We start from the raw sequence: 14,320 nt of genomic DNA, 5'->3' as shown, positions 1-14,320 counted from the left end.
GCGCAGCGAGCGCGCTTGAAATGATCGCCTGCGTGATGGCAATCCAAGAGGACGTCGTGCCGCCGACCGCCAACTATCGCGAGCCAGATCCCGCTTGCGACCTCGACATCACACCCAATGTGCCGCGGGAGCGCAAGGTGCGCGTCGCCATGAGCAACGCCTTCGCCATGGGCGGTACGAACGCAGTTCTGGCATTCAGGCAGGTGTAGAAGCCATGCAAGACGCCTCATTTGAGGTCACCTGTCGTATCTAGCTGCTTGCCGGACCACTATGTAAAGCGAGCGCTATTGGCTGCCTCTGCGATGCGGGAATTGGCAGCGGACGTCTCTCGATCAAACAGGCATCTTGCTTGTAGAATTCTTTTAATCGTGAAGCGGCGCGAGTGCGCTATCCGTTGAGGTGAGCAAGGCCGGCGCCCTGGGTGAGCGCTGGTGTCGGGTGGTGGAAAGTACAGGGGGAGCTGTGTGGCCCCTCTTTCTCGGCCTCGACGATGTGCGAAGGAGCCTGCGCGGCGAACGGGCCAACGCCCCAGGCTCAGAACCTGGGCGAACCTAACTCCCGCCAAAGGACAGCCCAGAGCTGGATACACGAAAGAGATACTGAACCCGCGAATCAGATTCTGATCAATCGTCGTGTCTGAGCTCCACTCGGCTCTTACGGAGATAATCGCGCGGCCCGGCAACGGCCGCGCGTGCCGCGGGCGTGAGCTTTGCGCTTCGTCAGAAGTGCCTCGAGCGTGACGACGATAATTGACCAGCCATATGGAACGCATTCGCCCAGTTATCCAAAGCGTGGATACCTTTCATCTAAACAAAGGATTTTACCGTTTTTGCTGCAGGTCCCATAGAAGCGCTTCAAGTTGGAAAGATAGGTAGTTCCGATGGTTGCGTTGGATCTGAGGAGCATCATCTGGTGTGCGGGGCGTACAAAGTCAGTCGCATCTGCATTGCGGCTTGGTCTTTCGGCGGTCCCCACAAGTTACGCCCCGTTGGCGCGACGCCAATTATTTAATCAATGCTTGGACATTTATCTCAACCAGACAGCTACAAGGTGAGGTCTTCCATGCGTCCGAATGTCGAGTGGAAGTTGTGCTGGGAAAATGAGCTGCAACTGGCCGACCATGTCGAACTCTCCGACTTTTTTCGAAAGACCTATGGACGGACTGGCGCCTTCAACGCGGAGCCATTCGAAGGCGGCCGCAGTTGGGCCGGCGCGAGGCCGGAATTCCGCGCAATCGGCTACGACGCGCATGGGGTAGCGGCTCACATCGGCATGCTGCGGCGCTTCATCAAAGTTGGCGAGGTCGACTTGATCGTCGCTGAATTGGGCCTGTACGCGGTTCGTCCGGATCTTGAAGGGCTCGGAATCGGTTTTTCGATGCGCGTGGCGTACCCAGTGCTCCATCAGTTGGGTGTTCCATTCGCTTTCGGCACGGTTCGGCACGCGCTGCGAAACCATGTCGAAAGATTCTGCAGAGCCGGCCTCGCGAACATTGTGTCGGGCGTTCGCGTACGGTCGACCCGTCCAGATGTGCATCCCGACCTGCCGCCCACGCGCCTGGAAGACGTACTCGTGTTGGTTTCGCCGATCGGACGCTCGATGGACGAGTGGCCGTCTGGTACCCTGATCGACCGGAACGGTCCGGAACTATGAAGCCTCTGGACTACATATGCGAAGGGCAGAGTGACAATGCCGATCGCATTGCAGAGCGCAGCGTCTATCTGACGTTTGACGACGGTCCCAATTCATTTTTCACACCGCAGATACTCAATGTGCTGGCGCAACATCAGGTGCCGGCGACCTTCTTCGTTGTTGGGGCCTACGCGGCCGACGAGCCGGAACTCGTTCGCCGAATTATTACAGACGGCCACGGTATAGCCAACCACACGATGACTCATCCGGACCTAGCTAAATGCGGGTCCGTCGAAGTCGACTGCCAGATAGTTGAGGCAAACAGAGTCATAGGGATGGCTTGCCCGCAGGCCATGGTTCGGTACTTTCGTGCACCCTATGGCATCTGGACCGAAGAAGTAATCGCTGCATTAGCGGGTGAGGCATTGGCGCCCGTCCATTGGTCCATTGATCCACGCGACTGGTCTCGCCCCGGCGTTGACGCCATCGTCGACAGAGTGCTCGCCGATATCCGGCCGGGCGCAATCGTGCTGTTGCACGACGGGTGCGCTCCCGACGAATTGCAACCAGGCAATCAAGCCAGTCTGCGCGACCAGACGGTGACAGCGTTGTCACGCCTAATTCCAGAATTGCACGGCCGCGGATTTGTAATCCGATCACTTCCTCAACATCCCTGAACAAACAGAGATCCTATGGACCTTCTCACCACAGCCAGTACTGTTGCCGTTTCGTCTTATGCGGTGCTCTCGACTGTTTACAGAGGCATGCAAGCGGTCTACTCCCAACCGGAAAATGTTACGCCGCCGTCGGAAAGCTTGTTCGGATCCGACCGTTGGCCGAGCGTGGATGTCATTATCCCCTGCTACAATGAGGACCCGCGCACACTCGCGGCGTGTTTAGCTTCCATTGCAAATCAAGATTACTCCGGAACATTTCAGGTCTATCTGGTTGACGACGGTTCTGGAAATCGTAATGCCGTCATCCCGGTACATCACGCCTACGAGGGCGACCCGAGATTCAATTTCATTCTGCTCCGCGAAAATGTTGGCAAACGCAAGGCGCAGATCGCCGCCATCCGCCGCTCATCTGGAGATTTCGTGCTCAGCGTCGACTCTGACACGACACTTGCGTCCGACGTCATCACGAAGCTTGCAGTAAAAATGCGGGATTCCATGGTCGGAGCGGCCATGGGCCAGCTGACGGCATACAACCGCAGCGACACTTGGTTGACCCGATTGATCGATATGGAATACTGGCTGGCTTGCAATGAGGAGCGCGCGGCGCAAGGTCGCTTTGGTGCGGTCATGTGCTGCTGCGGCCCATGTGCAATGTACCGCCGGTCTTGTCTCCTTTCTCTGCTGGATCAATACGAGACGCAGCTGTTCAGGGGGAAACCAAGCGACTTCGGTGAAGACCGTCATCTTACGATCCTCATGCTGAAAGCAGGCTTTCGAACCGAGTACGTTCCAGGTGCCGTCGCGGCGACAGTCGTTCCGGACAAGATGGGACCTTATTTGCGCCAACAACTCCGCTGGGCACGAAGCACTTTCCGGGACACGATGCTTGCGCGAGGTCTACTGCGTGGCCTGGATCGCTATCTAACTTTGGATGTGATGGGAGAGAATCTCGGCCCATTGTTGCTCGGCATCGCGGTAGTAACGGCGCTCGGTGAGTTACTATTTTCACATACAGTAAATTGGTGGACGGTGCTGGCTATTGTCACGATGACCATAATCAGATCTACGGTGTTATCTTTCCGCACTCGGCAGCTTCGATTCATCGGCTATTCAATGCACGCGTTAATCAGGATATTCCTGTTGATCCCCTTGAAGGCTTACGCCCTGTGTACATTGAGCAATAGCGATTGGCTGTCGCGTAAAAGTGTTCCCCTGCCCAACAGCAGCACAAAGGAAATCACAAGCGCGATGCCGCTTGGCGGAGCAAATGCTGCGGGCAATTCTGGAATTGCGGAGTCACTTCATACTGCAGATCTTTCGCTCACAGCTAGTGAAGTCTGACGGCCTTGCAGCGCCGAGTGACCGAGTAAGTTGTGTCAGTCGACACGGGGTGAAGCTTGTCGAGTTACCTATGGTCAGAACGGGGACTATGTGGAAGCGACACGTGGCATCTTGACGTTATTCTTTGGCGGAAGCGATACACACGTCGCTCCGGCCGCGACTTTCCAAAGGTGTCATCTCAAGGCGGTGGCCTGCTCTGAACCAGAATTCGCAAGTAAGCTGCCGGTGGCCAATCGGACTCATTCCGCTTGAGATAGACGCATGTCCAATGTAGCAATCGACCTTACCGGCGTAACCAAATTATTCGGAAACAAGCTCGTTGTGGACGGGCTGTCCTTCACCGTTGCATCGGGAGAGTGCTTCGGTCTGCTGGGGCCTAACGGCGCAGGCAAGAGCACGATTGCGCGTATGCTCCTCGGTATGACCCGGCCTGACGCGGGTGATATAACAGTCCTCGGTCTACCAGTGCCGGCACGCAGCCGCTTGGCCCGCAAGGGCATAGGCGTGGTCCCGCAGTTCGACAATCTCGACCTGGAATTTACGGTACGTGAGAACCTGTTGGTGTTCGGGCGCTACTTCGGCATGAGTACAAGAGAGATCAACGCCGTCATCCCACGGCTGCTCGAGTTCGCTCGCCTTGAGAGCAAGGCGGATTCACGTGTCGGCCTGCTATCCGGCGGGATGAAGCGGCGCCTGACGCTGGCACGTGCTCTGATCAACGACCCCCAGTTGCTTGTGATGGATGAGCCCACGACCGGCCTCGACCCGCATGCCCGCCATCTGATCTGGGAGCGACTTCGTTTCCTGCTGGCGAGCGGAAAAACGATCATTTTGACCACCCATTTCATGGAAGAGGCTGAGCGGCTTTGTGATCGGCTGTGTGTTCTCGAGCGGGGACGCAAGATCGCCGAGGGCAGTCCTCATGCGCTGATCGACGAGTACATTGGGTGCAACGTGATCGAGATCTTCGGCGGTAATCCACAGGAGCTGATTTCGCTGATCAGACCGTACGTTCAGCGTGTCGAGGTAAGCGGCGAGACGCTCTTTTGCTATGCGCCTGAGCCGGAGGATGTGCGCATCCAGCTTCGCGGTCGAGCGGGTCTGCGTATTCTAGAGCGTCCACCCAGTCTGGAGGACGTTTTCTTGCGGTTAACCGGACGTGAGATGGAGAAGTGAGCAATGGGTGAACGTTTTGCGGCCGCTCTACCCGCCAACGCCTGGAACTGGATGGCGGTGTGGCGCCGCAATCATCTGGCATGGAAGAAGGTGGCATTTGCTTCAATGCTCGGCACCCTTGCTGATCCGATGATTTACCTTTTCGGGCTCGGCACTGGCCTTGGACTGTTGGTAGGCCGCATCGAAGGTGCATCCTACATCGCCTTTCTGGCAGCCGGCATGGTTGCGACGAGCGCGATGACAGCATCAACCTTCGAAACAATTTACGCGGTTTTCGGTCGAATGCGCGATCAGGGCACTTGGGAAGCAATCCTGCACACACAACTTACCCTCGGCGACATCGTTCTCGGTGAATTGACCTGGGCAGCCACAAAGGCTTTTCTGGCCGGTACGACAATTGCGATTGTTGCGGCCGCGCTAGGTTATGCCGCGTGGACGTCGGTTCTCTACGTGCTACCGGTCGTCGCTCTCACCGGATTCGCCTTTGCGAGCCTGGCCATGCTCGTCATCGCGCTCGCGCCCAGTTATCACTATTTTATTTTCTATCAGACGCTTGTCATCACACCCATGCTGTTCCTTTCGGGCGCGGTTTTTCCAGTCGGCCAATTGCCAGGAGTGTTTCAGCAGATTGCGGCCTTCTCGCCCCTGGCGAATTCTATCGAGCTAATCCGTCCGGTGATGCTCGGCCGCCTGGGCGACAATGTAGGGCTGCATATAGGCGCACTTTGCATGTTCGCTGTATTGCCTTTTTTTCTGTCGGCTGGACTGTTTCATCGACGACTAATGCGTTGACGCTTGCTTACACCCATTAACCAGAAGGAGGTCCGCAATGCCGGATGCAAACTGCCCACAGCGGCCCGGAGGCATGCGTATGCTAGGAATCGCGAGTGGTACAACGCCGAAGCCGGGCGCCACCCAGCCGCTGCAGGCACCCGCCCAGCTTCGCGACCACACCTCGAAGAACAGGCTGGATGGTGAGGCGCGGACCCACCCGGAGCGTTCAATCGATAGCAGCCAAGCTTCTTGTGCGCGTCCACAGACCGTCGCGGCCATTATTTAGTTGGATACACATGCAATGACCCACAACGAAGCAACTCTTGAGCCTTTTGTGATCCTTGCTATGCCAAGGACCGGAACACACTATTTAGAAGAATTGCTAAACGAGCATCCGACCGTTTTGAGTAACGGTGAGTTGCTAAACGAATATGATCCCAATTGGCCCAGCACTGATCGCCTGCTAGGCACGGATCGCGAGCTTCTTGAGCTTGCCTATGTGCGCTGCCCTATGCGCGACTACAAGAATGTGACGCATCTTGGATGCAAGATCAATGAACCTCAGTTTCGCGAGCGTCCCGCATTCTTTGCGGAACTGGCTCGTTGGCCAGCACTCAAGGTCATCCTTGTTGTTCGCCGAAACGTATTGGAATCGCTCCGATCCTTTGTGCAGGCCAGGGAAAGCGGTCACTGGCTGAAGTTCAGCTGGGACAACGATACCGCTCGGCCACCGAGCGTCAGGTTGTCAATCGCCGACTGTGAGGCTTATTTCAAAGCCGCCGACGATTTTCACGCTCGCGTTATGGACTCCTTCACGTCGACCAACCTGCTTGTAATGGAATACGAGAGCCTACTTCACGAACCTGCCCAATGCCTGGGAGCGGTTTGGGATTTCCTGGGCGTTCCAGCGCTTGAGCCATCAGATAACGCCATCCTGCAGCGCCAGGAAACGCGACCGCTGGATCAAACGGTGGAGAACTTTGACGAGTTGCGGATTCACTTCGCACGGGGACCTTATTCAAGATTTTTTGACCTCGGAGATTCAATGCGCTCCTACGCTTAATCGCTTGTACCGCGTGCTCTGATGGGCGTGTAGGATATCCTGCAGTTTGCGCGCATTCCGTCGCAAAACTGACAAACCAAAGTCACCAAGACGACAGAGATATCGGCCGGCAGTCGATCTGCGGCAGACATCAAAGACACGGCCGCAAGGCGACCTGGTCAATTCCCTCTCTGGCGAAGCACTTCTTCAGACGCGATCTTTGGCGAGCCTTGAGTGCAAATTCCGGCAAAGGTGGAGGGTTCCAGTGCGCAACCCGCACCAATCTCGCTGGACGGGACAGGCCTCCAGTTGGCACGGCGCTTGCTCCGAGATGACAGCAGCGCTCGACCGGAGCGCAGCATGGGAGAAGGAGGAGCCCCCACCCCGATCCGGTCAGGGAGAGAGAAACGGTGTTGGTTCCAAGAGTCCCCCGCGCGATCGCAGCGCCCCGCAAGCCCCATTTTGCCCGGACCTACGTGCAGGTGCTTGCCGCCATAGTCCTGGGAGCCGCAATTGGCTACCTCTATCCGGAAACCGGCCAGAGCCTGAAGCCGCTCGGCGATGCCTTCATCAAAGTCGTCAAGATGATTATCGCACCTGTCATCTTCCTGACAATTGCGACCGGCATTGCCGGCATGAGCGATCTGCAGAAGGTCGGCCGAGTTGCCGCCAAGGCGATGGTTTATTTCCTCACCTTCTCGACACTTGCACTCGTTGTCGGACTGATTGTCGCGAATATCGTTCAACCTGGCGCCGGCCTCAACATCGATCCGGCCTCGCTCGATGTCCAAGCCGTTAAGGGCTATGTGGCCACGGCTCACGAGCAGTCCGTGACCAGCTTCCTGATGAACATCATCCCGTCAACGATTGCCAGTGCCTTCGCGGAAGGCGACATCCTGCAAGTCCTGTTCTTCTCGGTCCTGTTCGGCATTGCTTTGGCGATGACCGGAGAGACGAGCAGGCCGGTCGTTACCTTTCTCCAGGCGCTTACCGCCCCCATTTTTAAGCTCGTCGGCATTCTGATGAAGGCTGCACCCATCGGCGCCTTCGGCGCAATGGCCTTTACGATCGGCAAATACGGAATCGGTTCGGTGGCCAACCTCGCGATACTGGTCGCGACGTTCTATCTTACCGCCTTCCTCTTCGTGTTCGGGGTTCTCGGCGCGGTCTGCCGCTACAACGGCTTCTCGATCTTTTCTCTCGTCCGCTACATCAAGGACGAGCTGCTGCTTGTCCTGGCAACGTCCTCCTCGGAGGCCGCGCTGCCCTCGCTAATGGAGAAGATGGAGAAGGCCGGCGCCGCCCGTTCGGTCGTAAGTCTCGTCATCCCTACTGGATACTCATTCAATCTGGACGGTACCAATATCTACATGACGATCGCCGCCCTCTTCATCGCCCAGGCGACGAACACAGATTTGTCAATTGCCGATCAGATCCTCCTGCTGCTAATTGCGATGCTTTCCTCGAAGGGTGCGGCAGGCGTCACCGGCGCCGGCTTCATCACATTGGCCGCTACTCTCTCTGTCGTGCCGAGTGTTCCCGTTGCCGGAATGGCTCTAATTCTTGGCGTGGACCGCTTCATGTCGGAATGCCGCGCGCTGACGAATTTAGTCGGTAATGCGGTGGCATCGCTCGTTGTCGCTCGCTGGGAAGGCGAATTGGACCAGTCACGGATGGAAACCGCTTTCCGCGGTTAGGGTTACATCAAACTGGCTCCCCGCAAGCAAGATCGCAACAGCGCGACGTGTAAGTAGCGGCCTTGACACAACAGTCGAATTGCCAGCCTCCAAAGAGCGCTGGAAATAGAGTACTAACGCAGTGAGTAATACAACACCATGAAGCCCCTAAGCAAACGAACGGTTCACGGAGACTCATCTGGGTGCGCATGGAGCGCTGTTCGTCGAATGCGCTATCCGCGGGGTGGGGGAACTATTTCAGCTTGCCGCCCCAAGCCGTCGCGGGAGCGCACCGGATGATGGAGGACCGGCCGATCAGAATCGCTAGGGGAAAGCGCGTCACAATAGCCGATCTCGCCCGCGAAGCCGGAGTCAGCGTAGCAACAGTCGATCGGGTTCTGAACGTCCGCCTTCCGGTGCGAGAGGAGACCGCCCAGCGGGTCCATGCGGCCGCGCACGCGATCGGCTATCATGCTGCCGGTCTCATCAAACAGCGCTTGCAGCAGCACCTGCCGCACTACAAGCTGGGCTTCATCTTGAGAAAACCTACCCACGATTTCTACCAAGATTTCGCTCGCAAGATCGAAGAGTCGGTCAGTATGGCTAAATCCTTCCACGGCCTTCCGATCATCGAGTTCGCGCAGTCACATTTGCCGCGTGACCTGCTCCCGCTTCTTAAGGACCTTGGGAGCCGCTGCCAGGCGATCGCCATGGTGGCGGCCGATCACCCGAAAATCACAGCATCAGTCGAGGAGCTCAAGGCGAAAGGTATCCCGGTATTTTCGCTGCTATCCGACTTCGCCGATGGCGTGCGCGAGGGCTACATCGGCCTCAACAACAGCAAGGTCGGACGGACTGCCGCTTGGGTGTTTTCCAAGGCCGCAAAACGGCCCGGCAAGGTGGCGGTGTTTGTCGGAAGCCATCGCTTCCAGGCGCATGCGACGCGGGAAACGGCCTTTCGTGCGTATTTTCGTGAGAACGCGCCAAAATTCGAGGTGCTTGATGCGCTCGTGAACCTTGATGAACGGCAGCTCACTTACGAAAAATTGCTGGATCTTATGCAGCGGGAACCAGAGCTCGTCGGCTTCTATATGGCCGGCGGGGGGATAGAGGGGGCAATTTCCGCGCTCCGAGAAGAGGGGAGCGGTCAGGATCTCGTCGCGATCGTGAGTGAAATGACGCCGCAGTCACGTGGGGCGCTTGCGGATGACATCTTGACGATGGCGGTCGGCACGCCAATGCGCCGACTTTGCCAGGAGCTGATAATGGCAATGGAGCGGGCCATCAAAGCCGGCGTCGCGGAGAGCCCGGGGCAGACATTTCTGCCGTTCGACATTTATCTTCCGGAAAATATTTGACCTTGATGGATTTCTATCATGAGCGCCCATTTTCCTTTCACCGATGAAAGGAAAGCTCGATTGACTCGGCCGTCTCTGTCCGATCTGTGAACCGGCGTGGTTCCGTCTTGAAAGAAGCCGGATGCCGAAATGGCAGCCGCGCTTCATGGAAGGAAAGTCAAGCAATGCGCCAGGTATCGCCCCGCTTTGCACTCGATCACATGGCGGCGCCCCGCCTTGACGTCAGTGCGCTTTTCGCGCTTGCCCGTGACCAAGGCCTGACCGACGTCCAAATCCGTTACCCTCATTTCAGCAATCCTGTCGCACGCGGCATTCCGGCTGCGGACGTTCGGTTGGCCGCTACCGAAGCGGGCGTCACGATCATCTCTGTCAACGCCTTGCAGCGGTTCAACGACTGGACTCCAACGCGTCAGGCCGAGGCAAGCAACCTCGCCGATTATGCGACGGCGTGCGGGGCGGAGACGCTCGTGTTGGTGCCGGCCAACCGCAGCTCGTGGCCCACCAATAGCGAGCGCCAGGACAATCTTCGTTTCGCTCTAAACGAGATCAAGCCAATCCTCCAGTCGCGGGGTCTGATCGGTCTCATCGAGCCGCTGGGTTTCCGAACCTGCTCGCTTCGATCAAAGAAGGAAGCGGCCGAGGCCGTTGCCGCGGTTGATGGCCAGTCCGTCTTTCGCCTCGTGCACGACACGTTCCACCACACCCTGGCCGGGGAGACATGCCTGTTCTGCGAGCTTACCGGCCTGGTGCACATTTCAAGCGTAAACGACCCGACCTTCTGGATTTACCCCGATCGCTTTCTTGCAGGTTCCGACAATGGCAGCCAGATTCAGGCGCTGCTGGATGGCGGCTACGCGGGACCTTTCTCATTCGAGCTGGTCGAGGAAGTCCATTCTCTGGACGATCTCGCAGGCGCACTTGCCGCCAGCATCGACTTTATCCGGCGAGGGCTATTGTCGTCAAAGTAGATGGTGACAGGAGTAGTGACTATAGGTGCGCCTGAATTTTCCGTGGGTTCACAGCGGGGCAGCCATCCGAGATGCCTCCTGTATCATTATCTCCCGCATCCAGATGCTTGCCGGATCGCTATTGTGGAGGGCCGGCCATTGGAGGGTCTCGGTGAATGTGGGAAATGGCAGCGGAAGTTCGATAACCCGCAGGGGGAACGTTTTTTCGAAATGCCTGACCAGCCGTAAGGGCATGGTCGCTATACGAGCTGTGCCGGACACCATAGGTGGAATCATGCTGAAGCCCTGCACGGCGACCTCGACACGTCTCTTAAGGCCATGCTCAAGCAAAAACCATTCCTCGATAGACGGCTTCATCGTACGCCCGAACCTGACCGCGACGTGCCTCATCGACATGTATCTCTCGAATGTAAGCTGCTGTGGCAGCTGCTTGTTTGTGGGACAGCCTACGCACACGAGCTTCTCGTCAAACAGCGCAACGCTTGAATGCACACTCGACGTGAACATATCCGGTAGAATTAGAAAATCGACGTCACCGCGCCGGAGAAGCTCATCGGGGCTATCGTCGACAGGCAGCAGTTCGAAGCTGACGGCGGGGGCTTCCCGTGAAATACGCTCCACAAGCTTTTCGAAAAACACGAGCGTGACGAAATCGGAAAGAATGATCCTGAAGAGGCGATCGGCTCGAGCTGGGTCAAACGGATCCGAAGAAATAATCGAGCACTGGATGTGCTGGAGAGCGTCGCGAACTGCGGGGGCAAATGCTGCCGCACGCGGGGTTAGAAATCTTTCGCGACCTCTTATCGTAAACAGTTCATCGCGGAAATAATCGCGCAGTCGGGCGACGGCCGCACTCATGGCGGGCTGACTCAGGTTAATCCTGCGTGCCGCCGCCGAGAGATTACGCTCCGTCAGGAGTGCGTCGAGCACAACGAGGAGATTTAGATCAAGTCCTTTGAAACGCATGTCATCAGCCATCCATGGGATGGATGCCTTTAACCGAAACAAACGACTTTAACAATTTAGCATTCTTGCAATCTTTTGTCGCAAAAAGTTTATGATGGATGACGTTAAGGTCCGACATATGAGCCGCGTGATCTGCCGAAGCGAGCAATCGTTCGTACTGTGCAGGTCAGAGATTGGCAGTTTGAAACGCCGGGCCGATGGCGCCGGTCTATCAACCAGCGTCTTCGGCGGCCCCGACCTAGCTAGGCGTGGAACCTAATAGGGTGCACCTTTCCAGTCCGAGGCGACTGATGGGCGGTTTGATCCTAAGCTGCCGTGAGGCCTGTGCCAATTGTATCGGCGAGCCAATGCAGCAGTCCGGCAGCGTTTTTGAGAGCTGTTGTAGGCTCGGCCTAAGCCCATTGGCGCAAGCCTATCTGAACGAAGCGCTTGGCCTTGCCGCTATCCGGTATGTGATCTGTGGTGCCTTCTCGTCCTGCTGTTCTTGTTTTGGAACGCCCTTATGGTGAGCCCATCCGGGACGTGGGGCACCGGGAGCACAAAGGTGCAGGCAGGCCGTCAATAGACCGTGGGCTGAGAGCCCGAGCTCGTTACATGGCCGCCCCTCGCGACTTTCCCGGATGCGCTGCGAGCGCGGATCAGTAGATGTCGTGTTGCCCGCCAGCTCCCGTCTTTGACCGAGCCAAGAAGGAGGAACGGGCATGCTTATCATCGGACTGGATATTCACCGCGCCTTCGCCGAAGCAGTGGCATGGGAGGAGGGCAGGCTCAGGCGACTCGGCCGCGTCGACATGCGGCGCGATCTGCTGGCGGCGTTCGCCGCGAAGCTGTCGCCGAACGATGTCGGGGTGATCGAGGCCACCGGCAACGCGACGTCCGCTGCAGCTGTGGTTGCGCCGCATGTGAAGAAGGTGGGGATCGCCAAGCCGAAACAGGTGTTTATCGTTGCCTATGCCAAGATCAAAACGACGATCGACGCCGACGTTCTTGCGCAGCTCTATGCCAGCGGCTTCTTGCCAGAAGTCTGGATTGCGGACGAGCCGACGCAGGCTCTGCGTCGACAGGTGACACGGCGCAATCAGATTGTCCGACAGAGATCTCGATTGAAGAGCGTCATCCAGTCGATCCTTCATAGCCACCTGATCCGTCCTGCCCGCATGCTGACCTGTGCGGCGCCAAGGGTCGGACCTGGTTAATCGAGCAGGTCGTACCGCAGGACGAGCGCCTCGCGATCGATGGGCATCTGCGCGAGTTCGACCGATTGGGCGAAGACCTCCAGGTCATCGAACGCGATCTTGTCCGCTCGGCTCTCGAGGATGAAGGCGTGAAGCGGCTGATGACCATTCCCGGCGTCGACATCACCGTCGCGCTGGCGATGAAGGGCGGCGATCGGCGACGTGTCGCGCTTCGACGATCCGCAGAAGCTCGTGACCTATCTCGGGTTGAACCCAAGCGTCCAGCAGTCCGGCCAGGTCCGGCCTACCATGGGCGGATCACCAAGCAGGGCCGTGGTCATGCGCGCGGCATGCTCGTCGAGGCGGCCTGGGCGGCCGCTCGTGCTCCCGGACCGTTGCGAGCCTTCTCCCTGCGGCGTGCGAGCCCGGCGCGGACAGCATGTCGCGGCCGTGGCAACCGCACGCAAACTCTCTGTCGTGATCTGTCATCTGTTGAGAAGGGCGAGAGTTACGCGTGGGCTCGACCCTCCCTGCATGCCAAGAAGCTTGCGCGATGTGGAACTCAAGGCCGGGAGCAAGGCTGTGCGCGGCCAAAAGGGAGCGCACGCCTACAACATAAAGAGCCACCGGGAAGAAGAGCGCCGCTGGGTGGAGCAGGCCGAGGGCGCCTATGCACGCCTCGTCGCCGGTTGGAACCCACGAGGTCCGAAGAGGGTAGGCACGGATGCCGCAAACGAGGCGCGACGATAGAAGCTGCGCGGCAGGGCTCTCATCTCGGACCCTGCTCTTCGCCACGCGGTCGTCCGTGCGCGACAGGAGAATAGCGCAGATTTATCAAAAAGGCTCTTGTCGATCACATCAGTGGTCTTGGGCGCTGTACGGCCGGGTGAAGACTTTGCAGGTGGCCCGGAAAGCGTTTGACCTGCAGCGAAGCAATTGTCGTCATTACGCGCTCGACCCGGGCGCCCAGCTTGGCATAAGGGCTACGTGGCCTCAGGAAGCGTCGTCGCCAATGCAGACCATGGACGAATTCCCAGCCGATGCCGAGATGCCGGTCGACCGTGCCTGTCGCCGTCCGGTGATGCGATGCCCCCGAGCGGATGAGTTCGCCCCGGATGCTCCCGGTCACGACGCACGGGTTCGGGTTCCAAGGCGCTCAGTTTTGTTCGCGCCCAATCGGTGTAGGACGCGGCAGAAATACGAGCGTGACGAAATCGGAAAGAATGATCCTGAAGCGGCGATTCGGTAGAGCCGGGTCAAACTATCCGACGAAATAAACGATCACTGGATGGGCGGGGGAGCGTCGCAAACTGGAGGGCAAGAGCTCCCGGACGCAGCGTTAAGTTTGAATACCTCCGCGGACATGGTCGCGAGCTTATCGCGCAAATAAATCGAGCAGCCGAGCGCCGGCCGCACTCATGACCGGCTGGGCTCGGTTAATCCTGCATGCCGCGCCCATGAGGTTACTTGTCCGGAGTGCGTCGAGCACAACGAGGAGATGTAGTTCACGATCTTTGAAAAGCGTGGTCAACCAT

General features: G+C 58.0%; 11 protein-coding genes and 2 pseudogenes. 11 read left to right on the top strand and 2 right to left on the bottom strand.

All coding sequences use genetic code 11. The features are described 5' to 3' along the window. From EOA13_RS34990 to EOA13_RS34945, 10 genes and pseudogenes are all read left to right on the top strand, one after another. A pseudogene (locus tag EOA13_RS34990) lies at positions 1–209 on the top strand (beta-ACP synthase); the annotation flags it as partial. 853 nt (positions 210–1,062) lie between these two features. After that, a complete protein-coding gene (locus EOA13_RS34985; protein ID WP_063169401.1) occupies positions 1,063–1,653 on the top strand; it encodes a NodA family N-acyltransferase in 591 nt (196 codons plus the stop codon). Continuing rightward, positions 1,650–2,309: a chitooligosaccharide deacetylase NodB gene (gene nodB / locus EOA13_RS34980; RefSeq protein WP_063169400.1), complete on the top strand. Its 660-nt coding sequence runs from the start codon at positions 1,650–1,652 to the stop codon at positions 2,307–2,309. Before EOA13_RS34985 ends, nodB begins: the two co-directional genes overlap by 4 nt. Positions 2,310–2,324: 15 nt before the next feature. Then, on the top strand, positions 2,325–3,650 hold the full coding sequence (nodC, locus tag EOA13_RS34975) for a chitooligosaccharide synthase NodC (protein WP_063169399.1): 1,326 nt from the start codon (positions 2,325–2,327) through the stop codon (positions 3,648–3,650). 261 nt (positions 3,651–3,911) lie between these two features. After that, the gene (gene nodI, locus EOA13_RS34970) at positions 3,912–4,826 is read left to right on the top strand and encodes a nodulation factor ABC transporter ATP-binding protein NodI (RefSeq protein ID WP_024505873.1); all 915 of its coding nucleotides are present in this window, start codon (positions 3,912–3,914) and stop codon (positions 4,824–4,826) included. 3 nt (positions 4,827–4,829) lie between these two features. After that, on the top strand, positions 4,830–5,618 hold the full coding sequence (locus EOA13_RS34965) for an ABC transporter permease (RefSeq protein ID WP_063169398.1): 789 nt from the start codon (positions 4,830–4,832) through the stop codon (positions 5,616–5,618). 283 nt (positions 5,619–5,901) lie between these two features. Next, positions 5,902–6,663, top strand: a complete 762-nt coding sequence (locus EOA13_RS34960; RefSeq protein WP_063169397.1) for a sulfotransferase domain-containing protein — start codon at positions 5,902–5,904, stop codon at positions 6,661–6,663. A 392-nt stretch (positions 6,664–7,055) separates the two neighbouring features. Next, on the top strand, positions 7,056–8,339 hold the full coding sequence (locus EOA13_RS34955; protein WP_210326678.1) for a dicarboxylate/amino acid:cation symporter: 1,284 nt from the start codon (positions 7,056–7,058) through the stop codon (positions 8,337–8,339). Between the two features lie 275 nt (positions 8,340–8,614). Then, entirely contained in the window at positions 8,615–9,676 is a 1,062-nt protein-coding gene (locus EOA13_RS34950; RefSeq protein ID WP_051695606.1) for a LacI family DNA-binding transcriptional regulator, read from the top strand. Between the two features lie 164 nt (positions 9,677–9,840). Beyond that, positions 9,841–10,644 (top strand): TIM barrel protein, encoded by an 804-nt coding sequence (locus EOA13_RS34945; RefSeq protein WP_063169395.1) that lies wholly within the window; start codon positions 9,841–9,843, stop codon positions 10,642–10,644. A 48-nt stretch (positions 10,645–10,692) separates the two neighbouring features. On the opposite strand, the gene EOA13_RS34940 is transcribed toward EOA13_RS34945, so the two are convergent. Further along, complete coding sequence (locus EOA13_RS34940) at positions 10,693–11,610, bottom strand: LysR family transcriptional regulator (protein WP_063170390.1); 918 nt, start codon at positions 11,608–11,610, stop codon at positions 10,693–10,695. A 701-nt stretch (positions 11,611–12,311) separates the two neighbouring features. On the opposite strand from EOA13_RS34940, the pseudogene EOA13_RS34935 reads away from it, so the two are divergent. Further along, positions 12,312–13,535 (top strand): annotated as a pseudogene (locus tag EOA13_RS34935) (IS110 family transposase). A gap of 103 nt (positions 13,536–13,638) precedes the next feature. Here EOA13_RS34935 and EOA13_RS34930 read toward each other — a convergent pair. Continuing rightward, a complete protein-coding gene (locus EOA13_RS34930) occupies positions 13,639–13,914 on the bottom strand; it encodes a hypothetical protein (protein ID WP_127262750.1) in 276 nt (91 codons plus the stop codon). Positions 13,915–14,320 lie beyond the last annotated feature (406 nt).

The organism is Mesorhizobium sp. M7A.F.Ca.US.011.01.1.1, from assembly GCF_003998295.1.
Taxonomy (GTDB): domain Bacteria; phylum Pseudomonadota; class Alphaproteobacteria; order Rhizobiales; family Rhizobiaceae; genus Mesorhizobium.
This window is presented reverse-complemented; position numbering and strand designations above follow the sequence as displayed.

What these genes read in the sequence shown, in the direction of transcription:
- EOA13_RS34985 (WP_063169401.1), top strand. Translation starts at nt 1,063, where the DNA reads ATGCGTCCGAATGTCGAGTGGAAGTTGTGCTGGGAAAATGAGCTGCAA.
- nodB (WP_063169400.1), top strand. Translation starts at nt 1,650, where the DNA reads ATGAAGCCTCTGGACTACATATGCGAAGGGCAGAGTGACAATGCCGAT.
- nodC (WP_063169399.1), top strand. Translation starts at nt 2,325, where the DNA reads ATGGACCTTCTCACCACAGCCAGTACTGTTGCCGTTTCGTCTTATGCG.
- nodI (WP_024505873.1), top strand. Translation starts at nt 3,912, where the DNA reads ATGTCCAATGTAGCAATCGACCTTACCGGCGTAACCAAATTATTCGGA.
- EOA13_RS34965 (WP_063169398.1), top strand. Translation starts at nt 4,830, where the DNA reads ATGGGTGAACGTTTTGCGGCCGCTCTACCCGCCAACGCCTGGAACTGG.
- EOA13_RS34960 (WP_063169397.1), top strand. Translation starts at nt 5,902, where the DNA reads ATGACCCACAACGAAGCAACTCTTGAGCCTTTTGTGATCCTTGCTATG.
- EOA13_RS34950 (WP_051695606.1), top strand. Translation starts at nt 8,615, where the DNA reads ATGATGGAGGACCGGCCGATCAGAATCGCTAGGGGAAAGCGCGTCACA.
- EOA13_RS34945 (WP_063169395.1), top strand. Translation starts at nt 9,841, where the DNA reads ATGCGCCAGGTATCGCCCCGCTTTGCACTCGATCACATGGCGGCGCCC.
- EOA13_RS34940 (WP_063170390.1), bottom strand. Translation starts at nt 11,610, where the DNA reads ATGCGTTTCAAAGGACTTGATCTAAATCTCCTCGTTGTGCTCGACGCA.